Annotated in this window: 27 protein-coding genes; 14 read left to right on the top strand and 13 right to left on the bottom strand. The window is 50.7% G+C overall.

Annotated elements, in window-relative coordinates:
* Window positions 1–60: 60 nt before the first annotated feature.
* The gene (locus BV405_RS08085; RefSeq protein ID WP_086480364.1) at window positions 61–402 is read left to right on the top strand and encodes a hypothetical protein; all 342 of its coding nucleotides are present in this window, start codon (window positions 61–63) and stop codon (window positions 400–402) included.
* A gap of 137 nt (window positions 403–539) precedes the next feature.
* Window positions 540–1,040: a DUF4442 domain-containing protein gene (locus tag BV405_RS08080; RefSeq protein ID WP_086480363.1), complete on the top strand. Its 501-nt coding sequence runs from the start codon at window positions 540–542 to the stop codon at window positions 1,038–1,040.
* A gap of 102 nt (window positions 1,041–1,142) precedes the next feature.
* Here BV405_RS08080 and BV405_RS08075 read toward each other — a convergent pair whose 3' ends face one another.
* Together BV405_RS08075 and argF are read right to left on the bottom strand one after the other, a co-directional pair.
* Complete coding sequence (locus tag BV405_RS08075; RefSeq protein ID WP_086480362.1) at window positions 1,143–2,234, bottom strand: ABC transporter ATP-binding protein; 1,092 nt, start codon at window positions 2,232–2,234, stop codon at window positions 1,143–1,145.
* A gap of 104 nt (window positions 2,235–2,338) precedes the next feature.
* A complete protein-coding gene (gene argF, locus BV405_RS08070; protein WP_086480361.1) occupies window positions 2,339–3,259 on the bottom strand; it encodes an ornithine carbamoyltransferase in 921 nt (306 codons plus the stop codon).
* A gap of 513 nt (window positions 3,260–3,772) precedes the next feature.
* Here argF and grxD point away from each other — a divergent pair.
* Both grxD and BV405_RS08060 read left to right on the top strand, forming a co-directional pair.
* Window positions 3,773–4,093 (top strand): Grx4 family monothiol glutaredoxin, encoded by a 321-nt coding sequence (grxD, locus tag BV405_RS08065; RefSeq protein WP_086480360.1) that lies wholly within the window; start codon window positions 3,773–3,775, stop codon window positions 4,091–4,093.
* 181 nt (window positions 4,094–4,274) lie between these two features.
* Entirely contained in the window at window positions 4,275–4,877 is a 603-nt protein-coding gene (locus BV405_RS08060) for a peroxiredoxin (RefSeq protein WP_086480359.1), read from the top strand.
* A gap of 156 nt (window positions 4,878–5,033) precedes the next feature.
* Here the strand turns inward: BV405_RS08060 and rnt are convergent, their stop codons facing one another.
* Window positions 5,034–5,672 carry a ribonuclease T gene (rnt, locus tag BV405_RS08055; RefSeq protein ID WP_086481127.1) on the bottom strand — a complete coding sequence of 213 codons (639 nt, stop codon included), beginning with the start codon at window positions 5,670–5,672 and terminating at the stop codon, window positions 5,034–5,036.
* A gap of 194 nt (window positions 5,673–5,866) precedes the next feature.
* Here rnt and BV405_RS08050 point away from each other — a divergent pair, with 194 nt between their 5' ends.
* Window positions 5,867–6,826 (top strand): flagellar protein MotY, encoded by a 960-nt coding sequence (locus tag BV405_RS08050; RefSeq protein WP_086480358.1) that lies wholly within the window; start codon window positions 5,867–5,869, stop codon window positions 6,824–6,826.
* A 262-nt stretch (window positions 6,827–7,088) separates the two neighbouring features.
* The gene (locus tag BV405_RS08045; protein ID WP_086480357.1) at window positions 7,089–8,309 is read left to right on the top strand and encodes an argininosuccinate synthase; all 1,221 of its coding nucleotides are present in this window, start codon (window positions 7,089–7,091) and stop codon (window positions 8,307–8,309) included.
* A 157-nt stretch (window positions 8,310–8,466) separates the two neighbouring features.
* Here the strand turns inward: BV405_RS08045 and BV405_RS08040 are convergent, their stop codons facing one another.
* The gene (locus BV405_RS08040) at window positions 8,467–9,333 is read right to left on the bottom strand and encodes an MBL fold metallo-hydrolase (RefSeq protein ID WP_425435136.1); all 867 of its coding nucleotides are present in this window, start codon (window positions 9,331–9,333) and stop codon (window positions 8,467–8,469) included.
* 219 nt (window positions 9,334–9,552) lie between these two features.
* Here BV405_RS08040 and BV405_RS08035 point away from each other — a divergent pair, with 219 nt between their 5' ends.
* Window positions 9,553–11,349, top strand: a complete 1,797-nt coding sequence (locus BV405_RS08035) for a SulP family inorganic anion transporter (protein WP_086480355.1) — start codon at window positions 9,553–9,555, stop codon at window positions 11,347–11,349.
* Window positions 11,350–11,478: 129 nt separating this feature from the next.
* Here the strand turns inward: BV405_RS08035 and BV405_RS08030 are convergent, their stop codons facing one another.
* Window positions 11,479–11,769, bottom strand: a complete 291-nt coding sequence (locus BV405_RS08030; RefSeq protein ID WP_140054525.1) for a hypothetical protein — start codon at window positions 11,767–11,769, stop codon at window positions 11,479–11,481.
* Window positions 11,770–12,018: 249 nt separating this feature from the next.
* Here BV405_RS08030 and BV405_RS08025 point away from each other — a divergent pair, with 249 nt between their 5' ends.
* Entirely contained in the window at window positions 12,019–12,504 is a 486-nt protein-coding gene (locus BV405_RS08025; RefSeq protein WP_140054524.1) for a hypothetical protein, read from the top strand.
* Between the two features lie 36 nt (window positions 12,505–12,540).
* Here the strand turns inward: BV405_RS08025 and BV405_RS08020 are convergent, their stop codons facing one another.
* Window positions 12,541–13,350: a crotonase/enoyl-CoA hydratase family protein gene (locus BV405_RS08020; protein WP_176330082.1), complete on the bottom strand. Its 810-nt coding sequence runs from the start codon at window positions 13,348–13,350 to the stop codon at window positions 12,541–12,543.
* Window positions 13,351–13,541: 191 nt separating this feature from the next.
* On the opposite strand from BV405_RS08020, the gene BV405_RS08015 reads away from it, so the two are divergent.
* Window positions 13,542–14,438 carry a type 2 periplasmic-binding domain-containing protein gene (locus tag BV405_RS08015; protein ID WP_140054522.1) on the top strand — a complete coding sequence of 299 codons (897 nt, stop codon included), beginning with the start codon at window positions 13,542–13,544 and terminating at the stop codon, window positions 14,436–14,438.
* Window positions 14,439–14,530: 92 nt separating this feature from the next.
* Here the strand turns inward: BV405_RS08015 and gloA are convergent, their stop codons facing one another.
* The 7 genes from gloA to nth form a co-directional block, all read right to left on the bottom strand.
* A complete protein-coding gene (gene gloA, locus BV405_RS08010) occupies window positions 14,531–14,941 on the bottom strand; it encodes a lactoylglutathione lyase (RefSeq protein ID WP_086480350.1) in 411 nt (136 codons plus the stop codon).
* Window positions 14,942–15,111: 170 nt separating this feature from the next.
* Window positions 15,112–15,705: a hypothetical protein gene (locus BV405_RS08005; protein WP_086480349.1), complete on the bottom strand. Its 594-nt coding sequence runs from the start codon at window positions 15,703–15,705 to the stop codon at window positions 15,112–15,114.
* 35 nt (window positions 15,706–15,740) lie between these two features.
* Entirely contained in the window at window positions 15,741–16,541 is an 801-nt protein-coding gene (locus BV405_RS08000; RefSeq protein ID WP_086480348.1) for an ABC transporter ATP-binding protein, read from the bottom strand.
* Window positions 16,538–17,587, bottom strand: coding sequence for a FecCD family ABC transporter permease (locus BV405_RS07995; RefSeq protein WP_217895603.1), 1,050 nt, complete (start codon window positions 17,585–17,587; stop codon window positions 16,538–16,540). Before BV405_RS07995 ends, BV405_RS08000 begins: the two co-directional genes overlap by 4 nt.
* A complete protein-coding gene (locus tag BV405_RS07990; RefSeq protein WP_217895602.1) occupies window positions 17,584–18,531 on the bottom strand; it encodes a cobalamin-binding protein in 948 nt (315 codons plus the stop codon). Before BV405_RS07990 ends, BV405_RS07995 begins: the two co-directional genes overlap by 4 nt.
* A 429-nt stretch (window positions 18,532–18,960) precedes the next feature.
* Complete coding sequence (locus BV405_RS07985; RefSeq protein WP_086480347.1) at window positions 18,961–19,143, bottom strand: hypothetical protein; 183 nt, start codon at window positions 19,141–19,143, stop codon at window positions 18,961–18,963.
* A gap of 251 nt (window positions 19,144–19,394) precedes the next feature.
* Window positions 19,395–20,030: an endonuclease III gene (gene nth / locus BV405_RS07980; protein ID WP_086480346.1), complete on the bottom strand. Its 636-nt coding sequence runs from the start codon at window positions 20,028–20,030 to the stop codon at window positions 19,395–19,397.
* Window positions 20,031–20,353: 323 nt separating this feature from the next.
* On the opposite strand from nth, the gene BV405_RS07970 reads away from it, so the two are divergent.
* The 5 genes from BV405_RS07970 (at window position 20,354) to BV405_RS07950 (ending at window position 24,585) form a co-directional block, all read left to right on the top strand.
* Entirely contained in the window at window positions 20,354–21,148 is a 795-nt protein-coding gene (locus BV405_RS07970; protein ID WP_086480344.1) for a ZrgA family zinc uptake protein, read from the top strand.
* Window positions 21,129–21,917, top strand: coding sequence for an ABC transporter ATP-binding protein (locus tag BV405_RS07965; RefSeq protein WP_245832275.1), 789 nt, complete (start codon window positions 21,129–21,131; stop codon window positions 21,915–21,917). Before BV405_RS07970 ends, BV405_RS07965 begins: the two co-directional genes overlap by 20 nt.
* Window positions 21,914–23,224: an ABC transporter permease gene (locus BV405_RS07960; RefSeq protein WP_086480343.1), complete on the top strand. Its 1,311-nt coding sequence runs from the start codon at window positions 21,914–21,916 to the stop codon at window positions 23,222–23,224. Before BV405_RS07965 ends, BV405_RS07960 begins: the two co-directional genes overlap by 4 nt.
* A 56-nt stretch (window positions 23,225–23,280) precedes the next feature.
* Window positions 23,281–23,937 (top strand): DUF3299 domain-containing protein, encoded by a 657-nt coding sequence (locus tag BV405_RS07955; RefSeq protein WP_086480342.1) that lies wholly within the window; start codon window positions 23,281–23,283, stop codon window positions 23,935–23,937.
* Between the two features lie 108 nt (window positions 23,938–24,045).
* Complete coding sequence (locus BV405_RS07950) at window positions 24,046–24,585, top strand: DUF924 family protein (protein WP_086480341.1); 540 nt, start codon at window positions 24,046–24,048, stop codon at window positions 24,583–24,585.
* Window positions 24,586–24,591: the final 6 nt, after the last annotated feature.

Below are 24,591 nucleotides of genomic sequence, written 5' to 3'. Positions count from 1 at the left end.
TCTGTATTGTTGGTCACAACAAATACAACATGGGTTTAATTTTATCTCCTGGAGGCCAACATGATTGAATCGTCTGTTTCACAGGTCACCCTGATCAACCGTCAGGCTGCCGGCACTAACAATCAGGCACAGCAACGTCTGGACGCTGCCAGTGAAAGTCGCCAGGAGGAATCCGGCACGACTCAGCCGACCTCAAGCGCGGGTGTTTCTGCGGATGCGGTAAAAGGTGGTGTGCCGATCAGTTCAGCCCCAAGTAATCAGGTCAGCCAGACGGCTCAGACTACTGAGCAGCAAAGCACCTACAGCAGTATTCAGGATCAGGCTAATGATCTGCTGCGTAAGCAGGCTGAAGCCAGAACCAATCAGGAATCCCTGGGTAACCTGCTGGATATCAAAAGCTGATTAATTGTTTATCAGGTTTTAAAAAGGAAGGCCTTGCCTTCCTTTTTTTGTCTCTGTTTTAATATCAAACGGTTGTTTGAATTATTTTGTCGGTTATCGGTTTCTGAGTGTTTTCTGTTCTTGAAGAGGGTTGAGTTGTGAAAGCTGCATTTCTGAAATGGGGAATCTCCCTCTGGCCACCTTTGCTTGGTGCTGGTGTCAAAGTCGAAGAGCTGACAAAGGATTATTCCTATACCCGTGTTCGTATGAAGTTACGCTGGTATAACCGGAATTATGTTGGTGTTCACTACGGCGGCTCTCTGTATTCGATGACGGATCCCTTCTATATGCTGATGTTGTCGGAGAGTCTGGGGCGTGATTATGTGGTCTGGGATAAGGCTGCACATATCGACTACATTAAGCCGGGGCGCTCGACAGTGCGGGCAGAGTTTCGAGTCACTCAGGAGATGCTGGATGATATTCGCCAGAAGACAGCGTCCGGTGAAAAGTACCTGCCGGAGTTTGAAGTACAGATTCTGGATGAATCCGGTGAGCTGGTTGCCCGTGTGATGCGAACGCTTTATATCCGCCGAAAGCGCCAAAAGGTACTGGAGATCTCAAAGAACGATGTGAAAGCTACAGACCAAGCGGGTGCTTAACAGCTGATAGAGAGAATTTTCGGATAATAAAAAACCACTCAATCTTTCGGATTTGAGTGGTTTTTTTATGCTTGCTGATTAGCGTTGTAAATACTTAGCCGATCAGCTGGCTTCTGCCAATGCCGCTGGGGCTTCAACAATGTCAGCGCCGGGCTGTGGGAAAAGAATCAAGTGATCTGCTTTCACTTCAAGACGCACGGTATCACCGATATTGAATTCCGCATGGCTGTTGAACATGGATTCTACAACCTGACCGGATGGCAGCTTCAGACGATACAGGGTTGCTGAACCGGTAAAGGTAAACTGTTCCACAGTGGCCTCAATCGGTCCCTGAGGATTATGAATAATGTCATCCGGGCGCAGTAGAACATCAACCGGCGTGCCGTCCTGCCAAGGGTAGGCGCGGTTACCTTCGATAGTGCCGATCTCAGTTGTTACATTGCAGTGATTCTGTAGTTTGCCGGGGATGAAGTAACCCTGACCCACAAAGTTAGCCACAAAGCGATTCTGAGGCTCATGATACAGGTTGTAAGGGGTATCCCACTGTTGCATGCGTCCCTGATTCAGTACGCCGACATAATCAGCCATTGCAAAAGCTTCAGTCTGATCATGGGTTACCAGAATTGCGCTGATGTTCAGGCTTTTCAGGATGCGACGCACTTCCAGACCCAGATGCTTGCGCAGTTCGAAATCCAGATTCGAGAAAGGCTCATCCAGCAGTATCATCTGCGGACGGGGAGCCAGTGCCCGGGCCAGTGCCACACGCTGTTGCTGACCCCCGGAAAGCTCGTGAGGGTAGCGGTGTCCCAGATCACTCATGTTCACCAGATCCAGCATCTCAGCTACACGCTCTTTGCGCTCCTGATCACTGAGTTTTCGCAGGCCAAAGGCGACGTTTTCAGCCAGTGTCAGGTGTGGGAAAAGGGCGTAATCCTGAAACACCATACCGATGCGGCGCTCTTCGGGCTGAACCATAAAGCCCGGAGCCGAGATGGTTTCGCCATTAAGCGTGATAGAGCCAGTGTAAACAGGGTCGAAACCTGCAATGGTGCGTAACAGTGTGGTCTTACCGCAGCCGCTGGGACCGAGAAGACAGCAGATATCACCCTGATTGAGGGCAAAGCCGATCTCCTGAGTAATAACCAGTTGATCGTAGCGGCATTCAATGTTGTCGACCTGAAGCAGAGTGCTCATTCAGGGTTCCTTACTGGGTGGCAGAGGACAGATAAACCATGACTAAAAATGAAAAAGCCCGGAAGTAACTCCCGGGCTATTGTGAATCTGCCGTGCAAAAGCAATTAAGAGTTATTCTCAATTTTGCCCAGAATCAGGAATTCTAGCAAGGCTTTCTGCGCATGAAGACGGTTGCCCGCTTCCTGCCAGATCACTGCACGGTCGTCATCCATCAGTTCAGCGCTGACTTCTTCACCACGATGAGCAGGCAGGCAGTGCATAAAGAGGGCTTCTTTATCCGCCAGATCCATCATTCCAGTAGTTACCTGATAACCGGCAAAAGCTTTCTCACGTTCTTTCTGTTCTTCTTCCTGACCCATGGAGGCCCATACATCGGTGACAACCAGGTGGGAGCCAGCTACAGCTTCTTCCGGCTTGCGGAAAATTTTGATGCGATCTTTGTTGGCTTCCAGCAGTTCCGGCAGCGGCTCAAAACCTTCCGGACAAGCAATATTCAGCTGGAAATCAAACTGACGGGCCGCGTTGATATAAGAATTGCACATGTTATTGCCATCGCCGACCCAGGTCACGGTTTTGCCCTGAATGCTGCCGCGTAGCTCAACAAAGGTCTGTACATCTGCCAGAAGCTGACATGGGTGGTAATCGTCAGTCAGTGCGTTGATCACAGGAACGCTGGAATACTCAGCAAAGCGCTCAACCAATGCGTGATCAAAGGTACGGATCATCACTGCATCTACCATTTCAGATAGTACACGGGCGCTGTCTTCAACCGGCTCGCCACGGCCCAGTTGGGTATCGCGCGGAGAAAGGAAAATGGCACTGCCACCGAACTGGGTCATACCGGCTTCGAAGGATACTCGGGTTCGGGTAGACGATTTTTCAAAAATCATACCCAGAACTTTATTTTTCAGCGGTTCATAGATTTCACCAGCCTTCAGGCCTTTCTTAATGGTGATAGCCCGCTCAATAACGTAGTTGAGTTCTTCCGGAGACAGGTCCAGCAGGGTTAAAAAGTGTCTTGCCATTTTCTCGAATTCCAATAAAAGAGTTCACGGATACTGCTATATAGGGTTGGTATCCTGATAAATCAGTTTTAGCTTGTATTCTTTAGGGCGATGTCTGTATCTGTTCAGCTAGTGATACAGGCCCGAAACCCGGACGCTTGCCCGCAACTGAAGTCGGTTTTTTCTCGGCCTTCTTATGACGCGCAAGGTAATCGCAGGTTATGGATGCTCAGTTATTCTCAGTAAACGAGAACAGGGATCAAAAAACTGTAGCCCCAAAACAGAAAACGGCAGCGAGTTGCTGCCGAGAAGATGACCAAAAGATTAAAGCTAAAGGCAAAACTTGTCGCTGTCAATAAAGTCGCATTTTAAAAAAACGATTGGTTTTCGAAAAAGCGAAGCCAGTAGGGCCCTTCGAGCTGGATTGATAGAATAACCGCTATTGAGGCTGTATTTTTAAATGAAGCACGGTAAAATTGACCTTATTAGTCGGTTAATACCCGTAAATGCTTTTCCCTGTTTTAAGGAACGCACATGAGCACGACTTTAGATACCATCAAAGAACAGATCGAAAACAACCCTATCCTGCTGTATATGAAGGGTAATCCACAGATGCCACAGTGCGGCTTCTCCTCTCAGGCTGTTCAGGCGCTGATGGCCTGTGAAGAAAAATTCGCATTTGTTAATATTCTGGATAACCCGGATATCCGTGCCGAACTGCCTAAGTATGCAAACTGGCCGACTTTCCCTCAGCTGTGGGTTAAGGGCGAGCTGGTTGGCGGTTGTGACATCATCATCGAGATGTACCAGTCCGGTGAGCTGAAAAAGCTGATCTCTGAAGCAGCAGCTTCCTGATTATCTGCTCAATTGAACCACTAACAGAGGTTTAATTGAGTGCATAAATCAGGCTTGAATGTCTGAATTTATGCCTATATCTACTTTGTGTGGATATTTTTTTAATTCTGACACCTTACGGTGTCAGAATTTTTTTGCTTAAGATTTGTGATTAAAACAACCCAAAAATTGGAGAATTAAAATGGGCGTATTGGTTGGAAAAAAAGCTCCTGACTTTACTGCAGCAGCTGTACTGGGTACTGGCGAAATCGTTGATAACTACAACCTGACTGAGGCGCTGAAAGGCAAGTACGGTCTGGTATTCTTCTACCCACTGGACTTCACTTTCGTTTGCCCATCTGAGCTGATCGCTCTGGATCACCGCATGGACGAGTTCAAAGCTCGTAACGTTGAAGTTGTAGCGGTTTCTATCGACTCTCAGTTCACTCACAACGCATGGCGTAACACCGCTATCAACGATGGCGGTATCGGCCAGGTTAAATACACCATGGTTGCTGACGTTAAGCACGAAATCTGCCAGGCGTATGACGTTGAAGCAGACGGTGGCGTTGCATTCCGTGGTGCTTTCCTGATCGACCAGGAAGGTAACGTACGTTCTCAGATCGTTAACGATCTGCCTCTGGGTCGTAACATGGACGAGCTGATTCGTCTGGTTGACGCGCTGCAGTTCACCGAAGAGCACGGTGAAGTTTGCCCGGCTGGCTGGAACAAAGGCGACAAAGGTATGACTGCATCTCCGGAAGGTGTTGCTTCTTACCTGGCTGACGAAGCTGGCAAGCTGTAATTTCCCTTTTCGGAAAAACAGCCGGTGAAGGTTATGAGTTGAAAGGCTTGTAAGCTGCGCCACAAAAAAGCCCTGACCATGTTTAACATGTCAGGGCTTTTTGATTTTCAGCCATATACACCAAGCGCAGATGGTGTTTTGCTGTCAAATCTGATCTTAGTCTCTCAGGCGATGTTGCTCTTCTGCAGCCAGTTCCCAGCCGCCCAGTTCTTTCCAACGGTTTACGATAGAGCAGAACAGCTCAGCGGTTTTCTCAGTATCGTAACGGGCAGAGTGCGCCTGACTGTTGTCGAAGTTGATACCCGCCACTTTGCAGGCTTTTGCCAGAACCGTCTGGCCGTACGCCAGTCCGGATAAAGTTGCCGTATCAAAGCTTGAGAAAGGGTGGAACGGATTACGCTTGATGCCGCTGCGATCAACGGCGGCATTCAGGAAGCCCTGATCAAAACTGGCGTTGTGTCCCACCAGAACGGCGCGGGTACAGTCGAACTCTTTCAGCGCTTTACGAACCGGTTTGAAGATCTCGCCTAAAGCCTGCTGTTCACTTTTCGCCATGCTTTTACGGATCGGGTTATCCAGATCGATTTTGGTGAAATCCAGCGCGGCCTGTTCGATGTTGGCACCTTCGAAAGGCTCAACATGGCAGGAGTAGGTGTTATAAGGGTGCAGATACCCGTCTTCATCCATCATCAGGGTAACAGCTGCAATCTCCAGCAACGCATCGGTTTTGGCGTTAAAACCTGCAGTTTCAACATCAACTACCACTGGCAGGAAGCCGCGGAAGCGGTAGGCCATCGGGTGTTTGTCGCCAAAATGCTCTGCTTCAGATGTGAAAGAATCCAAGACCCTTTGCTCCCTAGTCTGTTTGGTCAATAGTACGATGGACAGATGGTAACTGATTCAAACCGTCAGATATAGGCTAAAGTTTTGAGTTTGCAGGCCGATCAGGGCAAAATGAGAGTTCTTAAAAATCAAGGAGATTGCAACTGATGCCGCTTACTCGGTCATTGGCGAAAACGTCACGGGGAATACACTGGCTGGCTATCGCATCGGGCCTTTTGTTGTCGCCTGTACTGATGGCTGCAGATTACGGTGCCGGTATCGGTAACAGCGAATGGAAGGCGACAGAACCTTCTCCGCTGTATTGCGAACTCACTCATCCTATTCCTGAAATGGGCGTCGCCCGTTTTACTCACCGTTCCGGTGAGGATCTGAAATTTTTCCTTGAGCCTCTGGGCCAGCCTTTGCGTAAAGGTCGGGCCGACCTGATGGCGCTTGCGCCTGAATGGAAACCCGGTGATGCGCCGTTGGATCTGGGGCGTGTTTCTGTGGGCGAAGGCGAAGAAGGGGTACGTGTGGATTCACCTCAGGCTCACCTTATGATCGAATCTCTCAATCGTGGTATGAATCCTACTTTCATGCAGACCCCGAAAGACACCCGTTATGCGCCGGTGCGTGGTCATCTCAGTGCGCTGAATTTCAAACCCGCTTACTTTGACTATATCGCCTGTCGCGGTGAGTTGCTGCCGGTGAACTTTGATCAGATTGCCCGTTCCACGGTGTCCTTCCCGGGAGGTGGTTTTGATATCACAGCTGATGACAAAGAGCTGCTGAGCCTGATTGTTCGTTATATCAAAGCTGACCCATCCGTGAAGTTTGTCTTCCTGGACGGTCACTCTGACAGTTATGGCAGCCGTCGGGATAACCGTAAGCTTTCTAAGCAGCGTACCGATACGGTGCTGAACTACCTGCTGGACGTTGGTCTGGATGAAGCTATGGTGACCGCCCGTTACCATGGTGAGCGTTATCCGATTGTGCCGAATACCACCAAGGCAAACCGTGCGAAGAACCGTCGTGTCACTATTCGTCTGGAGCGTGAAGGTCTGGCACCGGGTGATCCGAATGCAGAGCCTGAATATACCGGTGAGTTTAACGGCGAACTGCAATAATCCTTCTGATAACGGGAAAGGTTTGAGCCTGTTGAGGCGGGTCGTCAGAGAAAAAGTTTATTTTGATGTGTCGCTTTTTCTCAAATCGTAACTTTTCTTCAACTCGTATATACTATTGCGCAAGAATTTCTTCAGGCAGACGAAATACCTGAAACGGCTATCCCAGTGATAGCCGTTTATCGTTGTTCTGTCGGATTGATCATTGAGAAAATTGATAGGGTCAGAGAGGTCTCTGGCCGTTTTAGTCAGCGTGGAGCATCCAATGTCAGACATTAAAAAAGTAGTACTGGCCTATTCTGGTGGCCTGGATACTTCTGTAATCGTGCGCTGGTTACAGGACGAATATAACGCCGAAGTAGTGACCTTTACTGCTGACCTGGGTCAGGGTGAAGAAGTAGAGCCAGCACGTGCCAAAGCTGAAGCTCTGGGTGTTAAAGAGATCTACATCGAAGACGTACGTGAAGAGTACGTTCGTGATTTCGTATTCCCTATGTTCCGTGCCAACACCATCTATGAAGGTGAGTACCTGCTGGGTACCTCTATCGCACGTCCTCTGATCGCTAAGCGTCTGGTTGAGATCGCTAACGAAACAGGTGCTGACGCGATTGCTCACGGTGCAACCGGTAAAGGTAACGACCAGGTTCGTTTCGAAATGGGCGCTTACGCTCTGAAACCAGGTGTTAAAGTGATCGCTCCTTGGCGTGAGTGGGATCTGACTTCCCGTGACACCCTGATGAAGTACTGTGAAGACCACAACATTCCGGTTGATTTCTCTTCTAACAAGAAGAAGTCTCCTTATTCCATGGATGCTAACCTGCTGCACATCTCTTACGAGGGTGGCATTCTGGAAGATCCTATGGCTGAGCCGGAAGAAGATATGTGGCGTTGGTCTGTGAGCCCTGAGCGTGCTCCGGACGAAGCAACTTATCTGGACCTGACCTTCAAGAAAGGTGACATCGTTGCGATCAACGGTGAAGAGATGAGCCCTGCGACTGTTCTGACCTACCTGAACAAAGTAGGTGGTGAGAACGGTATCGGCCGTGTAGACATCGTAGAAAACCGTTACGTGGGTATGAAAGCCCGTGGTTGCTACGAAACTCCAGGGGGCACCATCATCCTGAAAGCACACCGTGCGATCGAGTCCATCACTCTGGACCGTGAAGCGGCTCACCTGAAAGACAGCCTGATGCCGAAATACGCTGAGCTGATCTATAACGGTTACTGGTGGAGTGCAGAGCGTAAGATGCTGCAGACCATGATCGATGAGTCTCAGGAATACGTGAACGGTGTGGTTCGTGTGAAACTGTACAAAGGCAACGTTATCGTTGTGGGTCGTGAGTCTGCAGACAGCCTGTACGACGGCAACATCGTAACTTTCGAAGACGATGCCGGTGCTTACGATCAGAAAGACGCGGAAGGCTTTATCAAGCTGAATGCTCTGCGTATGCGTATTGCTGCACAGAAAGGTCGTAGCCAGCTGTAAGCTGACTGAGATCTGTGTTGGGTGTTAGAAAAAACACCCGACCGAAAAAAACCGCCGCTGTCGTAAGACGCGGCGGTTTTTTTATGTCAGTCTGAACCTGATGACAGGCTCAGAAGGATAGGGGGGGTTAAGGCTTACTTAAATAGGGGGTTAAGACTTACTTATACTGATTCAGAGGCAGTTTCAGATAAGATACTCCGTTGTTCTCTGCATCCGGCAGTTCACCAGCACGGATATTGATCTGGATGGATGGCAGAATCAGCTTCGGCATCTCCAGTGTGCTGTCACGGGTTGAGCGCATCTCAACAAAGTCAGCTTTGCTTGCGCCTTTGCCGACATGGATATTGCTCTCTTTCTGTTCCGCAACGGTGCTCATATGACGAATCTCACGGCCTTCCGGCGGATAGTCGTGGCACATATAGAGCTCGGTGTCTTCCGGGTAGCTCAGCAGGGTATGAATGGAGTCATACAAGGTTTCTGCATCACCACCGGGAAAGTCACAGCGGGCAGTACCCACATCCGGCATAAACAGGGTGTCGCCGACAAACAGTTTACCGGCAATATCATAGGTAACACAGGCTGGCGTATGGCCCGGAGTGTGCAGCACCTTGGCTTCAAGCTCGCCAATTTTAAATCCGCTTCCGGCTACCATCAGGTCATCAAAGTGATGGCCATCTGTGACAAACTCATCGCCATAGTTGAATACTTTCTTGAATACGCCCTGCACCAGGGTGATGTGTTCGCCGATGGCGATCTTGCCACCCAGCTCTGACTGAATGTGTTTGGCACCGCTGATATGATCGGCGTGGGCGTGGGTTTCCAGAATCCATTCAGGGGTCAGCTGGTGATCTTTGATCCACTGAATGACTTCGTCAGCGGATTCCGTGCTGGTGCTGCCGGACTTGTAATCAAAGTCCAGTACCGGGTCGATAACAGCACACTGAGGATTTTTGCCATCATGCACAACATAGGTGAAGGTTGAGGTGTCTTCATGGAAGAAAGCTTTAATTTGAGCATTCATCAGATATCTCCTTCAGCAGCCAGCGCAGGGTAAGCGTTTGCGAGCAGTTACCGTTAAGCTGTTACCTTAAAATAGTGTTCTTTTGTTTTATTTGTTCGCTGGCACGGGTGTTTAACGTGTTTGCGTGCCTGAAGCCGTTTGGCTCGATTTGATGGAATATTAGCATATAATCATTTATGATAACAATATTCCAAAAAGTTTTAACGGTAAGGTCATCCGCTTATGACATCTTCCGCAAAAAAATCAGTATCCGCTACATCGGTTGATACAACAGATAAAGCTGCTCTTAACAAGAAGCAAAGTCGCCTGCAGCAGGTTTTTCCTATTCTGGGTTGGTTGTCTCAGTACCGGAAGGAAACGCTGGTCAACGATGGGCTGGCAGGCATCATCGTGGCGATCATGCTGGTTCCTCAGGGGATGGCTTATGCTTTTCTGGCAGGTTTACCACCTCAGATGGGGCTTTACGCCGGCATTATCCCTCTCTTTATCTATGCGCTTCTGGGCAGTAGCCGTAGCCTTGCAGTCGGGCCGGTGGCGATAGCGTCCCTGATGGTAGGAGAGGCGGTTTCTCAGCATGCCCAGCCGGGAACGGATCTTTATATCACCACGGCGATGGTGCTGGCGTTACTGGTCGGCGTCGTTCTTCTGCTGATGTTTATTCTGCGTCTGGGGACGCTGGTGAACTTCCTCAGTCACTCGGTGATTACCGGTTTTACCAGTGCGGCTGCACTTATGATCGCCTTCAGCCAGCTGAAGTATGTTTTTGGTCTGGAGTTTCCCCGTGGTCATCATTTCTATGAAACCCTGAATAATCTGACGATTAATCTCCCCTCGTTGAATCCGGCCACTCTTGTTGTGGGGCTTACGGCCTTCTTTATGATGTGGTTCAGTAAAAATCATCTGGCGGCTGCTTTGAAAAAACTGGGGGCATCGGATCTGCTGGCAAGCTCTATGGCAAAAGCGGGCCCTATGTTTGCCATTCTGGCCGGTGTCGGCATGGTGGTTGGCTTTGACCTGAATGACCAATATGGCGTTAAAATTATCGGTGAGATTCCGGCCGGCTTGCCGTCGGTTTCACTGCTGCCTTTTGAGATGGATTGGTGGCTAGGGCTGTTGCCTGCAGCGGTGTTGATCGCCTTGGTGGGCTTCTTAGAGAGTGTTTCTGTAGGCACTGCGCTGGCCAGTAAGCGCCGGGAGCGCATCATGCCGGATAAAGAGCTGATCGCTCTGGGCTTTGCCAATATTGGCGCAGCCTTTGGTGGGGCATATCCGGTGGCTGGTGGCTTTGGTCGATCAATGGTGAATGATGCCTCGGGTGCCCAGACTACGGTAGCTTCTGTGATTACCGCATCCGGTCTTGCGCTGACGGTGCTCTATTTCACACCCTGGTTTTATTACCTGCCAAAGGCCGTGCTGGGTGTGATCGTGATTATGGCGGTGCTGCCTTTGATCGACCTTTCCGGTATTAAAAAAACCTGGAACTTTAACCGTGCGGATGCTCTGACGTTGGCGGTAACCTTCGGTATGGTGCTGGTAGCAGGGGTTGAAGCAGGCTTGTTAGCCGGTATGGTGCTGTCGGTCGCTTTGCTGCTGCAGCGTACCAGTCATCCTCATATCGCCGTTGTCGGTCGTGTGGGAGACAGTGAGCACTTCCGCAACGTCAAACGCTTTGAGGTTAAAACCAACCCGTGCTGTTTAGGGCTGCGGATTGATGAAAACCTCTATTTTGCCAATACCCGTTATATCGAAGACGAGGTAATGGCCATTGTCTCTGAGCAACCACAGTTGCAGCATCTGGTGCTGATCTGCAACGGCATCAGCTTTATCGATGCCAGCGCGTTGGAGACGTTAGAAATGATGATCGAAAATCTGCGGGAATCTGGGATTACGCTGCATCTGTCTGATGTCAAAGGGCCGGTGATGGATCAGCTCAAGCAGACGCATTTTCTGCAGCATCTGGCTCCGGGGCAGGTCTATCTCAGCACTCACGAAGCGATGCGCGATCTGTGTGATCTGTAGATAGACTGATTCACTGAAGGTGAATTGAAGAAGGAAATAAAGCAAAAAGGCTCAGATTTCTGAGCCTTTTTTATCGGCTCAGGCTGAAAATCAGCTGTGCCTTTATTTTTGAGGAGAGGTTTGTTTGCCCTAGCGTGGCAATAGCTCTTTCTCAAGGTTGCGCACCAGACCGGCGGCATCTTCAGCATTCCATTTAAGCTGAGCCAGAGCTCGTGAGAAACCTTCAATAATGGCTTCTTTCTCTTCTGCGTTGGGACAGTTCAGAGCCAGGCGTGTCAGCTCTGAGTTCACAATACCCAAAGCCTGAGAACCACTGGCGGTAAGCTCGGCAGCACCTTTAAAGACTTCGGTGTGCGGCTCCAGCAGATCGCGGGTCAATTGTCTTGCCCGTTCATGAATGTTTTTTGCTATTGGATCCATATCAGGAACTCCGGATTCCCCCGTCAGAACAAAATCAGATTTTAGCTGCCCCACAAGATATCGGGCAGATTTATCGTCAGGCTGGTTTTACAGGCGGCTAGACTAACGGTAAAGGCATAGCGGGTAAAGCTGTTCTAACATATTGATTTGTAGATAAAGTTTTACATGGTCGCTTTTCGTGAGTAAACGTAATATCTGTCAGGTTATTTATGACCAAAGATATACGACAACGGATAAATGGAGGTTCTTATGTGGCCGATAGTTGCGGATCTTTATACGCCTCTTTTGGTGCTGATGGTTTTTTGGATCGCTTATCAGGCGGGGCAGCTCAAACCGGCGGTTATTCTGTTGTCTGTCAGTTTACTGCTGGTCTTTGGCTTTAGTGCTCTGGAACTGAAGCTTGGCATCTGGCATAGCTGGGGGCTGGATTTCAGTACCCATACGGCAATTTTGCTGCCTTTCTATCAGATGCTGGTTCTGTTGGTGGTACTTCCGACACCTGAGCCGGACAAGCAAGGCATGCACTCTCTGATTCTTCATCTGAAAGCCTTTATGGCGCTGATGCTCGCTTTAGTGGCTGGGGTGGGTTACGGCGCTCTTATGATGCAGCTTGGTTACCACACCTTTGCGGATATCCTGACCACGGTGATCAGCACCTATCCGTTGGTTTGGATTAGCTTCCGCCTGATGAGGGGTGTATCGGTAAGTTCTCAACAGACGGAAGAAGCAGTTTGATGCGTAAAGGCCAGCAGTGATTGCTGGCTCGCATGACTAGTTAAACTCAGGTTTGCGCTTTTGCAGATTGGCCTGAACCGCTTCCATCTGGTTCGGACTGAACAGAATCTGGCGCTGCAAATGTTCCTCTAGGGCGAGACTTTCAGACGGTGACAGATTTTCGCTGTTGAACAGCTGCTTGATGCTCTGCACCGCCTGAGGGTTTTTGTAGCTCAGGTTTTCGGCCAGTGTCAGGGCTGCATCTTCCGGTGAATCCTCAACCTGAGTCACCAGACCCAGTTCAAGGGCGCGGGTTCCTGAGATTCTGTCTCCGGTCATTGCCAGCAGTTTCAGCTGATCACGGGCGATGACAGAGGGTGCGACAACAGAGATACCCATATCCGGAATAATGCCCCAGCGGATCTCCATGACTGATAACTGACATTCTGCATGAGCGATGCGGAAGTCAGCACCTAATGCGATCTGCAGGCCGCCACCAAAGACATAGCCATTCAGAGAGGCAATCACAGGAACCTTAAGCTGTTGCCAGCCTACGACGACCTGCTGCACATAGTTCCCCAAGGCTTTTGCTTCTGCCAGTTGGTAATCCTCAGGCTTGCTGAGCAAGGTTTCTACCGCATTCGGATCGGTCATGACGCCCTGTACATCAAGACCGGCACAGAAGTTATCTCCGGCTGCGGTGAGAATGACCACTCGAATGGTATTGTCTGCCGCGATCTCTTGCTGGATCTTCAGAATCTCGGCAAAGGTTGCCATATCCAGTGCGTTCATTTTTTCCGGGCGGTTAAAGCGTACGATGGCGGTGTGGCCTGAGCGCTCAAAAGCGATCCGTGATGTGTCGGACATAAATCCCTCGTTCTTATTCTGTAATATCGGATTCCCGAAGATTGGAGTTGAAAGCATTTAAACACTTGTTTGAAAATAGCTCAAGAAAGGATAAGTTTCTGACTATGCTTTAGTCAGAGCAGCCAGTTTGGATTGGCTGTTGAACTCTGCAACGGATGCCCAGAAACCATAATAAAAGGCCGGTATCCCTTATGACTTCCCACTTGTATCGGGTTCTCATACCCCTGTTGGTTTTTTGTCTTGTTATCTCTTCACCGGTTTTCGCCATGACCGGAGAGCCTCAGCAGATTCGGATTATTCCCCCTCAGTCGAAAGCGGATGCCAGTCATCACTATTTTCAGCAGCTTCTTGAGCGGGCGTTGCAGCTTACCGAAGTGCGTTATGGGGCAGCAGAGGTGGTGTTTGCTCCCCATGTGATTGAGCAGGGGCGTGCCGTTGAGAATCTTAATGAGGGTAAATGGATTGATGTTTACTGGATGGGTACCAGTATCGAGCGGGAGAAGGATCTGAATGCCATTCGCATCCCCTTGGTGAAAGGGCTTTTGGGTTACCGGGGTTTTATTATGACCGCGCGTTTGCAGCGTTCCTTTGATGTGGTCAGCGACAGAGCGTCGGTACTGAAAAGCCTGAGTGCCTGTCAGGGGATGCACTGGCCGGATAGCGATATCTTAGAGCAGGGGGGCTTTAAGGTGGTGCGAAGCGCCCGCTATGACACTCTGTTTGCCATGCTGAAGCGCAATCGTTGCGATATTTTTCCCAGAGGTGTGCATGAAGGTCCTGCCGAGGTTGCCAATCAGGTAGGGCAAGGCGCAGGTATCAGCTGGGAGGATAATGCTCTGATCTATTACCCTTTCCCGATGTATTTCTTTACCAGCCGATCCAATCCTGAATTAGCTGAGCGCATCAGAGAAGGCCTGGAGCGCATGATCGATGATGGCTCGTTTGAGGAGTTTATGCGCCATCATGAAGTGACTCAGCATCTGTTCCCCCTTGAACAATGGCCGGGGAAGGTTTCTGTCCGGCTGACGAACCCTGAGTTACCTGCGGATACCGATTATCTGAATCCCAGATACTGGGTCGTGCCCTAAGAACAGTCCCAAAAAAAGCGAACAAAATAAAACGGCAGTGGAATCCAGAGATTTCCACTGCCGTTAGAGTATCGGACGGATAAGGGCTTAGATTAGTCCTTGCCCAGACCTTTACCGGCAAACTTACTGGCGATCAGCTCAATGGCGTAACCGTCGGGGTCACGGACAAAAGCGATCTCCGTAGTGCCGCCTTTTACCGGACCCGGTTCACGGGTGATGGTGCCGCCGGCTGCGCGGATCTTATCGCAGGCGCTGTACACATCATCCACTTCAATGGCCAGGTGACCAAAGGCGCTGCCCATATCGTACTCGGTAGTGCCCCAGTTGTAGGTCAGCTCAATTACGGTGGTGTCGGATTCATCGCCGTAACCCAGAAACGCCAGGGTGTATTTGTACTCTTCATTTTCAGACTGACGCAGCAGCTTCATGCCCATCACATTGGTGTAAAACTCGATGGACTTCTGCAGGTCGCCCACCCGTAGCATGGTGTGTAGTAAACGCATAATTTCTCCGCTAATCGGTCAGGTTCAAACAGTCATCCTTTAAAGTCGTTCTCAGATGACTCAATGCTGATCAGAGTGGGGGTGAAGGTCTCTGATTACAATGTAGGACGCTGACAGTAATTAATCAGCCGTTTATCAGCTGGTGATCACCTGTTTTATAAGGGACTGGCTTATTTGTATTCCCGTTTCTCAACATTAGGGATTAACACCGTGTGTTTCTGGAACAGGCCTTGCTCTGCATCTTCATGGCAGGCGTTACAGCGGCTGGCGCTGCCAACATCGGGGTTGTCGGTAATAAAACGGGCTTCTTTTTTTAGCACCTTATCGTGCTTTAGCCGCCAGAAATTAAGCTCAGTAATTCGCACCGGAGCAGGTGATTGCAGACGCTTGGTAAAGTCTTTGAATTTACCGGCATTGGCGCTATCGCTGGCATAGTTTTGCAGATAATTGAGGATTTCTGCCTGATGTTGATCCGGTGCTGCGGCTTCGCCAAAGTGATCACCCAGATTGGCAAACAGGTTTTGCCAACTGGCCTTGGGCAAAACCTGAGGTGGATAGGCGATATGACAGGCACCGCACTCAAACCGGTAGTTCTCATTGATCGGAAACTCTGCCTGATAGCCTCGCTGCTGATCGCTGTCATCATCGCCACCCGGAGACCACCAGGCCGCCTGTGCATTGCTGGTTGCCAGCAGCAGAACCAGAGAAAAGGCAGCTACAAGAGTTACGCTCAGATGCAGAGGGTTCGGTTTGTTTACGTTCATTAAATGGTGTCCAGGGTTAACCGTTTAAGCGGTGATCAGGCCGGGATAAAGACCGGCCCGGCATCGGTTTCCAGTCGGCGGATCGGATGCTGATAAAGGCGTTGGAGTTTCTCTTCCGTCAGCAGTTCCCCTTTATCGCCCATCTCAGGCCCTTTACCGTTTTCGTCGGTTGGGAAAAGAAGAATCAGTTTGTCACAGAAGCGCTGGGCCAGATTCAGATCATGCAGGCTCATTAGCAGGGTGCCGGACTGGTCTTTAACCGAGCCGATCAGTTGTTCCAGCAGGCTGACCTGATGATGCAGGTCCAGGTGGTTAGCGGGTTCATCCAGCAGCCAGACCTTGGGCTGTTGCACCATCAGGGTAGCGATCTTAAGGCGCTGGCGTTCACCGCCGGAGAGCTGGTCGATATTACGTTGGCAGTAATCGCTCAGGCCGACCTGCTCAAGCGCAGCCATGGCAATGGTCTCATCTTCTGCACTTTCCCAGCTGAATAGCCCCATGTGCGGGTGTCGTCCCTGCAGGGCGGTTTCCAGCACGGTTGCCGGAAATGCGGTGCTGTCATCCTGCAGCAGAAAACCCAGTTGTTGGGCGCGCTGACGGTTTTTCAGCTGTTGCAGCGGTTTATCCAGTAGCAGAACCTCGCCCTGATCCGCTTCCCGCAATCCGGCTAGTGTATGTAGCAGGGTGGTTTTACCGGCGCCGTTGCCCCCCAGAATGCCCCAGATCTCTCCGGGTCTGAGTTTCAGTTGCCAGTTCTGACACAGGGTTTTGCCACCGATGCTGACGGTCAGATCCTGGCAGGCTAACAAGGTTTTCGGTTCGATACTTTGAGTCATACGGTACCCCGATTACTTTTCTGCAGTACCCAGAGGAAAACCGGAACACCGATAAAGGCGGTAATCACACCAACCGGCAGTTGTTGTGGCGCGATCAGAGTGCGGGCGAGGGTATCCGCCAGCAGTAGCAGGCAGGCACCGGCCAGAGCCGTTGCCGGTAACAGCAGGCGGTGATCAGAGCCGATACTCAGACGCAGAATATGCGGCACCACGAGCCCCAGAAACCCCACACTGCCCGCCTGTGTTACCGCTGATGCCGTCAACACAGAGGCCAGCAGATACAGGGTGATCTGTAGCGGATAAACGGCTACACCAAGAGCTTTGGCCTGTAGCTCACCGCGCAACATCATATTCAGTGGGCGGGCTAAAAGCGCACTTAGCGCTAGGCTCATCAGCAGAAACAGGCCATGCCAACCGGGCAGGCTGGCACGACTTAGATCGCCCATCAGCCAGAACAGCATGCCACGCAGCTGGTTATCTTCACCGATGGAGAGCATAAAGCTGATAATGGCACCCCAGCCGGCAGCAGTAACCACACCGGTTAACAACAGTCGGGAAGGTGACCAGACACCGCTGGCGTGAGACAAACCAAACACCAGCAACAGGTTCGTTAACGCACCCACAAAAGCGCTGCCGGAAACCCAGAAACTCCCCAATCCCGCCATGATGCTTAAAAGCGCACCCACAGCCGCACCACCGGAAACACCCAGTACATAGGGGTCTGCCAGCGGGTTACGCAAAAGCACCTGCATCAGGCAACCGGCTAGAGCCAGTTCCGCGCCAACCACTAGCGCTGAAAGGGCGCGGGGCAGGCGCAGTTCAGTAACTACCGTCGCGGATAGGGTATTGGCAGGCTGGTCACTGAGGCCAAGCTGAAACTGAATCAGCTGCCAGAGCTCGCCAACGGTGACCTTGATACTACCGGTCAGCAGTGCCAGTACCAGACTGGCGATACAGGCCAGAGCCAGTCCGCCCAGCAGCAGAAAAACCTTTAACTTCTGCTGCTGACTGTAGCTTCGGCTGGTTTCAAGGGACTGGGTTGTCACTGGGCAGATCCCTGCTGATCAACACTGTCAGCCATCAAGGTTCGGGTCTGATCCAGTTGCCGACACAGGCGTTCAGCCCCCAGCAGCACACGTACCGTCTGGCGCTGGATATGGCCGGGAGGAATAAAGTGCAGTTGATCGTTTTTTACCGCATTGATCGATGGCCATTTCAGCCATTCATCCAGCCATTCCGGACGTTCAACACCCATACCGCTGGCAACGATGGCATCGGGATTTGCTTTAAGTACCGCTTCCACATCGATGCGTGGGGCAATGGTGTTCAGTTCGGCAAAGACATTCTGACCACCGCAGGCTTCGATCACCTGATTGATCAGATTCTGTTTGTTGATGGTGATCAGCGGCTGACTCCAGACCTGATAAAACACCTTCACGGTGTTTTTGTCCTGATACTGGTTTTTCAGCTGATCCAGAGTGCTACGGAACTGGTTGGCTGCACGGGCTGCTGTTTCAAAGGTGTCGGCCATTTGGCCAAAACGCTCCAGCGTATCCGGGATCTGTTCCAGAAAACGGGTTTCTGTGATGTAGACCGGAATACCCAGCTGGCGCAGCTTATCCAGTGCTTCCGGCTGATTACCGCTCTGCCAGCCGATCACCAGATCCGGTTGCAGGGACAGAATACGTTCGATATCCAGCTGGGTGTAACCACCGACTCTGGGCAGAGCTTTGGCCGCTTCCGGGAAGTCACTGTACTGCACCACAGCGACAACCTTGTCTCCGGCTCCGGCACTGTACAGCAGTTCAGTTACGCTGGGCGCCAGGCTGATAATGCGTTTTGCGGGTTGTGGCAGGGTCAGCGTTTGATTCTGATCATCGACAACCTGAATGGCTCCGGCCTCGGCAGGCGTTTGAAAGCTCAGTTGTAAACCCATAGCGATCACGAGAGTGAGTAAGGCGGTGCGGATTGTGCGGTGGCTCGGGTTCACGAAAAGATCCATTGTTCAGTCAGCGGCAGGGGAGGGCAAGTTTATCAAGTTAATAGCCGGACTGCATAGAAAGGCGAGCTTAAGGTATCCGGTAGGAATAAGAATAGAAGGGACGGTTTGGGGATAGGTCTGGCGCAGATCACAGGTATAAAAAAACGGCCCGCAGGCCGTTTTTTAAAAGCAGATCACTAAAACTTACTTAGCTTTTTTCAGAGCTTTCTTCAGTTTTTTAACTTTGCTTTCGTGCTTCTCGATCTTAGCTTCGCGTGCTTTGATCTCTTTTTTAACTTCTTTCTTAGCTACCTTAGCCATGGTATTGCTCCTTTCAGATTGAAGTGCGGTTTGAATACCGACACTTTTAAAAACGCCTGCTGACTTAACGATGAAGCGATTAAGTCAGAGCGATTGATTTGCAAAGCATCCAGAGCTTCAGGGTTCGACCTGATCACTCTGCGTTTGATGCTCTGCCAGAAAACTGCGTATAAAACGTCTGATTTCCCGCGCGGCGCTGGTATCCAGCTCATCGCACAGGGAGACAAATTCATCCCGTTCTTCCTGATTAATGCGAATAATCAGCTGACTATTTTTCTTCTTCTTTTTTTCCGACGGCATGGTAAGCCCCCGTGCAAAATTGAATATCGTTGTGATATGCAATGTATATACAAAGACGATACGTTTTGACCCGTGGAAGGTCAAATGACAGTTTTGTGACATGCGGGGTTTGAGGCCAGAGTACTGATCTGGAGCAGCCAGGGTACTGGTGGGTAACAAGCGATAACGGCAAGGCTGATAGGGAGGAGCAGAGAGCCGAAAGCCAGCCTGTGGCGGCTTTCGGTTGGGAGAAAATGATCTGTGGTGGGGAATCAGATCTCGGTTTTCTCTTTAAACTCGCACAGATCTTCGATAATGCACGAACCGCAGCGCGGCTTGCGGGCGACACAGGTGTAGCGGCCATGCAGGATCAGCCAGTGGTGAATATCCAGCTTGAACTCCTTCGGCACGTGGCGCAGTAGTTTCTGTTCTACCTCATCGACATTTTTACCTTTGGCGATACCGGTACGGTTAGATACCCGGAAGATATGAGTATCCACAGCAATGGTTGGCTGGCCGAAGGCGGTATTCAGTACCACGTTAGCGGTTTTACGACCGACACCCGGCAAAGCTTCAAGGTCTTTGCGGTTTTGCGGTACTTCGCCGTTGTGTTTATCCAGCAGAATACGACAGGTTTTTATGGTGTTTTCTGCTTTGCTGTTAAACAGGCCGATGGTTTTGATGTATTCCTTCAGACCATCAACGCCCAGGTCATAGATCGCCTGAGGAGTGTTGGCCACCGGGTAGAGTTTATCCGTTGCCTTGTTAACGCCAACATCGGTCGCCTGAGCCGACAGTAAAACCGCAATCAGCAGTTCAAACGGGCTGGAGTAGTTCAGCTCAGTCGTCGGGTTCGGGTTGTCATCCCGAAGGCGGGAGAAGATCTCGTAGCGTTTTTCAGCATTCATAGCAGATGGTGTTCCGAAGCGTGTCGTTTGTATTGATGGTCGTTTATAGGGTGAGCCGACCTGAAAACCTGATGCGCGACTATTATTTCAGCCTGACCGGAGATTGCCAAGTTAAGGGCGATGTGCGGGTTAAATGGTTTTTTGGGGAGGGTAGAAATAGGGTTCAGGCTAAGCTTTTGAGTAAATGTTATGTTGTAACATTTCATTTTTTCCATTATAACTCTCTGCCCTTAACAACCTGTATCGATAACTCACTGTCAATCAGGGCCTGAATTTTATACCCTCGCGTTCATCGCAGGCTGATGGCCTTCAAAGGATGATCTATGAAACCTGTTGCTCTCAAAAAACGATTCCCTTTCAGCCCCAAGCGGGCACTGCCTCTGAATGCTGCGCTGCCAATTTTGTCTCTGTTATGGCTGGCAACACCTGCCAATGCGGCTGATTTGAGCGCCCATGAACATGGTGTGGCTAATCTGGCATTGGCACAGGATGGCAACGAGGTCAGTGTTATCTTTTCTGCTGCAGCTGATAGCGTCATTGGTTATGAACATGCGCCAACCAATGACAAAGAATTAGAGGCTCTGCACCACGCGGAAAGCGTATTCAACCGCCCTGATAAGTGGTTGAAGCTGCCGGTCAGCTGTGAACTTGAAGAACTCAGTGTTTCTCTGCCTTTTCTTGCCGCTCTGGATGCTCATGATAAGCACGGCCATGATCACGAAGAGCACGATCATGAAGAACACGGCCATGATCACGAAGAGCACGATCATGAAGAACACGGTCATGATCATGAAGAACACGGCCATGATCACGAAGAGCACGATCATGAAGAACACGGTCATGATCACGAAGAGCACGATCATGAAGAACACGGCCATGATCACGAAGAACACGATCACGAAGAGCACAGCCATGAGCATAAAGAGCACGATCATGCATCAGGCCATGTTGATGTTAAAGCCAGCTATACCTTCCACTGTGATAGTGATCAGGCATCTCCGCTGGAGCTGAACTTGTTCAGCCAACTGCCTTATCTGGAACTGCTGCGCATTGAAGCGGTCTCTGAAAGAACTGTTGTTGTAACCGAACGAGAAGGGGATGGTTCTCTTGACTGGTAAGAGCTTAATTGATGAAGCATTGAATGGTGAGATGACAAAGGATCAAGCCATTATCGATCTGCAGCAACTGAGTTTTGCCTGGCCCAAACAGAGTCAACCTGCACTGAAAATTGACGCTTTCCGGCTTAATGCCGGAGAGCGTCTCTTCGTTTATGGCCCAAGTGGTTGCGGTAAAAGCACCTTGCTCTCCCTGTTGGCTGGGGTTGTGGTGCCGCAAACAGGTCATATCGCAATTGCCGGTCAGCAAATTGAAGGCTTAAGTGCCGCTAAGCGGGATCATTTTCGCGCCGATCATATCGGGCTGGTGTTCCAGCAGTTCAATCTGCTGCCTTATCTGAATGTGCTGGATAACGTCACTTTGGCCTGTGATTTTTCCCGCAAACGAGCGGCTAATCTTAAACGATCCGGTGTCAGTGCACTCGATGAGGCCAAACGCCTGTTAAGTCGCCTGTTGCTGCCGGAAGCTCTCTGGACACAATCTGTGATGAACCTGAGTATCGGACAGCAACAGCGTGTTGCAGTAGCCCGGGCTTTGATCGGTTCACCGGATCTGATTATCGCTGATGAGCCTACTTCAGCGCTGGATCGTGACAGCCGGGATCAGTTTCTGCAGCTGTTGATGGCAGAGACAGAGCAGAGCGGAAGCTCACTGGTGTTTGTCAGTCACGACGACAGCCTGAAAGCCCACTTTGATCGCCATCTGCATCTGCCAAGCCTGAATCAGGCGTTATCTGCCGATGTCACCGCTCAGCAGGAAGCAAACCAATGACACTCAATCTGCCAACTCTGCTGCGACTCTCTTTTAAAAGCTTGCTCAATCGTCGCCTGACGGTTTTTCTCTCCGTACTGACCATCGCCTTTAGTGTGGCTCTTCTGTTGACCGTTGAGCGGGTCAGGACCGAAGCCCGTACCAGCTTTAACCAGACCATTTCCGGCACCGATCTGATTGTGGGTGCGCCCAGCGGTGATATTCAGCTGCTGCTGTATTCGGTTTTTCAGCTGGGTAATGCCAGCGCCAATATGAGCTGGAAAGCAGCGCAGGAGATTTCTGCTATGCCAGAAGTGGCCTGGACACTACCGCTGGCGCTGGGGGATTCCCATAAAGGCTATCGGGTAATGGGTACGGATGCCGCTTACTTCGACCTTTATAAATATGGGCGTAAGCAACCCCTGAGTTTTGCCAGTGGTGAGCCTTTTGCCGACCTTTATCAGGCCGTTATTGGAGACGAAGTCGCACAGAAGTTAGGTTATCAGGTGGGCGACAAGCTAGTGATCGCTCACGGCATGGGCAAGCACAGCTTTAAAGAGCACGATGATAAACCTTTTACTCTCGTAGGTGTGCTGGAACGCACCGGTACGCCGGTGGATCGTTCAGTGCTGGTCAGCCTGCAGAGTATTGAAGCGATTCATATCGGCTGGGGCAAACCTGCCCTGAGTGATATCCGTGCCCGCTTTGCCGAGAAACAGGGATCAACGGCTCAACCCGATGCCGAAGTGCTGCAACCGGAAGCGATTACGGCGCTCCTCGTGGGTGTGAAAAAGAAAACCCAACTGTTTAAAGTTCAGCGCCGCATCAACGAGGGCGGACAAGGCCTCAAAGTAGTAAGTGAGCCCTTACAGGCGGTCATGCCTGCGGTAGCACTGCAACAGCTCTGGAAACTGGTTGGCGTGGCGGAAAATGCGCTGCTGGTCGTTGCAGGTTTTGTGGTGATCAGCGGTCTTGTGGGGCTGATGTCGGTGATTCTCACCGGCCTTAATGAGCGCCGTCGAGAGATCGCCATTTTACGGGCTATTGGTGCACGACCCATGCAGGTGATGTTACTGCTGGTGGCAGAGGCCTTTATTCTGACCTTACTGGGTTTGTTGCTCGGTGCGGGTATTTTCTATCTGTTGCTGCTGGTGGCCGCGCCCTGGGTGTATGAGATTTGGGGAATCTGGCTTCCGGTCACCGGTTTTAGTTTGACCGAGCTGAAGCTTCTGAGCATCATCGCTTTTGCCGGACTCTTGGTTGGCCTCTGGCCGGGAATAAGGGCGTACCGCATCTCGCTGGCGGAAGGGCTTTCGGTAAGGCTTTAATAGCTTTACCTAAGTTAAAACGAATCTGATTTATTGTTCTGAAAAAGGATACAGGCGTGGGGAAACGACTCGCTCAACTGGCTATTCATCAAGCTATTCATCTAATCCCTCAACCTGCCGTTAAGCTGGCTGCGTGGTTAATGCTGACTATCGCATTCAGTTTGTCTCTGTCGGTTGCGCAGGCGGCGGATCAGCCGGAAGGCTTTGATCAGTTGTCGCCTCTGGTGCAGTCCCGTTGGAATAGTGATGATGGTTTGCTGGATCTGAGCTGGGAAGACCTCATTCCGGAAGGTTTCCGCGCCGATGCGATTCTGGATCAGTATGATCCGGAAAAGATCGCCATGCTGACCGATGATGACCCTCTGATTATCGAGATTATGGAGAAGCTGCAGAAGGCGTATCAGTCTGCGCCTGTGCTGGGCAAGTTGGATGGTATGCCGGTACGTCTTGGCGGTTATATTGCGCCGCTTGAGATCACACCGGAGGGGGTCACTGAGTTCCTGCTGGTGCCTTACTTCGGTGCCTGCATCCATACGCCACCGCCACCATCAAATCAGATTATCTACGTTAAAACCGAGATTCCCATTGCCGAATCCCTGCTGGAAGATGCGATCTGGGTAAGTGGGCGCTTATCCATTGATTCTGCTGATACCGACCTTGCCCTTGCGGGATACACGCTTTATTCCGAGCATATCGTTCCGATTGAGTATTAAGCTTTTCTCCGAGTAAAAAGTGAAATACCTGACTTTGATGCTCGGGATTGGAAATCTACCGGTTAACCTCTTATAGTCAGATAAACCTGATCTGAACAAGGCAAGACTATGCTGTGGCAACCGGTTATTGAGTTTTGGTTTAAAGAACTGACCCCAAAGCAATGGTGGGTTAAAGATGAAGCGCTGGATAAAACTATCAAAGAGCGCTTTGAATCCACTCTGATTGAAGCCAAGTTACGCCGGCTGGCGGAGTGGCGCTATCAGCCACGGGGACGCTTGGCAGAAATCATCGTGCTAGATCAGTTCTCCCGTAATATCTACCGCGACACACCGGATGCCTTCGCTGCAGATCAACTGGCTCAGCAGCTTACACTGGTAGCGATTGAAGCCGGTGATGACCGCTCCCTGACCCAGCAGGAACGCCTCTTTATCTATATGCCGTTGATGCACAGTGAAGATCCTGAGATGCATGAGATAGCGATAGAGGTCTTTACCGCCCTCGGTCTGGAAGAGAATCTGGATTACGAGCGTCAGCACAAAGCCATCATTGACCGCTTTGGTCGTTACCCTCACCGTAATGCCATTCTGGGGCGGGAATCTACTCCTGAAGAGCTGGAGTTCCTCAAGCAGCCCGGTTCCTCTTTCTGAGAGCTG

Source organism: Oceanospirillum sanctuarii (assembly GCF_002150805.1).
GTDB lineage: Bacteria > Pseudomonadota > Gammaproteobacteria > Pseudomonadales > Halomonadaceae > Oceanospirillum > Oceanospirillum sanctuarii.
This window is presented reverse-complemented; position numbering and strand designations above follow the sequence as displayed.

Bases quoted from the DNA above. Each gene is read 5' to 3' on its own strand.
- BV405_RS08085 (WP_086480364.1), top strand. From the start codon at position 61: ATGATTGAATCGTCTGTTTCACAGGTCACCCTGATCAACCGTCAGGCT.
- BV405_RS08075 (WP_086480362.1), bottom strand. From the start codon at position 2,234: ATGAGCACTCTGCTTCAGGTCGACAACATTGAATGCCGCTACGATCAA.
- argF (WP_086480361.1), bottom strand. From the start codon at position 3,259: ATGGCAAGACACTTTTTAACCCTGCTGGACCTGTCTCCGGAAGAACTC.
- grxD (WP_086480360.1), top strand. From the start codon at position 3,773: ATGAGCACGACTTTAGATACCATCAAAGAACAGATCGAAAACAACCCT.
- BV405_RS08060 (WP_086480359.1), top strand. From the start codon at position 4,275: ATGGGCGTATTGGTTGGAAAAAAAGCTCCTGACTTTACTGCAGCAGCT.
- rnt (WP_086481127.1), bottom strand. From the start codon at position 5,672: ATGGCCTACCGCTTCCGCGGCTTCCTGCCAGTGGTAGTTGATGTTGAA.
- BV405_RS08050 (WP_086480358.1), top strand. From the start codon at position 5,867: ATGCCGCTTACTCGGTCATTGGCGAAAACGTCACGGGGAATACACTGG.
- BV405_RS08045 (WP_086480357.1), top strand. From the start codon at position 7,089: ATGTCAGACATTAAAAAAGTAGTACTGGCCTATTCTGGTGGCCTGGAT.
- BV405_RS08035 (WP_086480355.1), top strand. From the start codon at position 9,553: ATGACATCTTCCGCAAAAAAATCAGTATCCGCTACATCGGTTGATACA.
- BV405_RS08030 (WP_140054525.1), bottom strand. From the start codon at position 11,769: ATGGATCCAATAGCAAAAAACATTCATGAACGGGCAAGACAATTGACC.
- BV405_RS08025 (WP_140054524.1), top strand. From the start codon at position 12,019: ATGTGGCCGATAGTTGCGGATCTTTATACGCCTCTTTTGGTGCTGATG.
- BV405_RS08020 (WP_176330082.1), bottom strand. From the start codon at position 13,350: ATGTCCGACACATCACGGATCGCTTTTGAGCGCTCAGGCCACACCGCC.
- BV405_RS08015 (WP_140054522.1), top strand. From the start codon at position 13,542: ATGACTTCCCACTTGTATCGGGTTCTCATACCCCTGTTGGTTTTTTGT.
- gloA (WP_086480350.1), bottom strand. From the start codon at position 14,941: ATGCGTTTACTACACACCATGCTACGGGTGGGCGACCTGCAGAAGTCC.
- BV405_RS08005 (WP_086480349.1), bottom strand. From the start codon at position 15,705: ATGAACGTAAACAAACCGAACCCTCTGCATCTGAGCGTAACTCTTGTA.
- BV405_RS08000 (WP_086480348.1), bottom strand. From the start codon at position 16,541: ATGACTCAAAGTATCGAACCGAAAACCTTGTTAGCCTGCCAGGATCTG.
- BV405_RS07985 (WP_086480347.1), bottom strand. From the start codon at position 19,143: ATGCCGTCGGAAAAAAAGAAGAAGAAAAATAGTCAGCTGATTATTCGC.
- nth (WP_086480346.1), bottom strand. From the start codon at position 20,030: ATGAATGCTGAAAAACGCTACGAGATCTTCTCCCGCCTTCGGGATGAC.
- BV405_RS07970 (WP_086480344.1), top strand. From the start codon at position 20,354: ATGAAACCTGTTGCTCTCAAAAAACGATTCCCTTTCAGCCCCAAGCGG.
- BV405_RS07965 (WP_245832275.1), top strand. From the start codon at position 21,129: ATGGTTCTCTTGACTGGTAAGAGCTTAATTGATGAAGCATTGAATGGT.
- BV405_RS07960 (WP_086480343.1), top strand. From the start codon at position 21,914: ATGACACTCAATCTGCCAACTCTGCTGCGACTCTCTTTTAAAAGCTTG.
- BV405_RS07950 (WP_086480341.1), top strand. From the start codon at position 24,046: ATGCTGTGGCAACCGGTTATTGAGTTTTGGTTTAAAGAACTGACCCCA.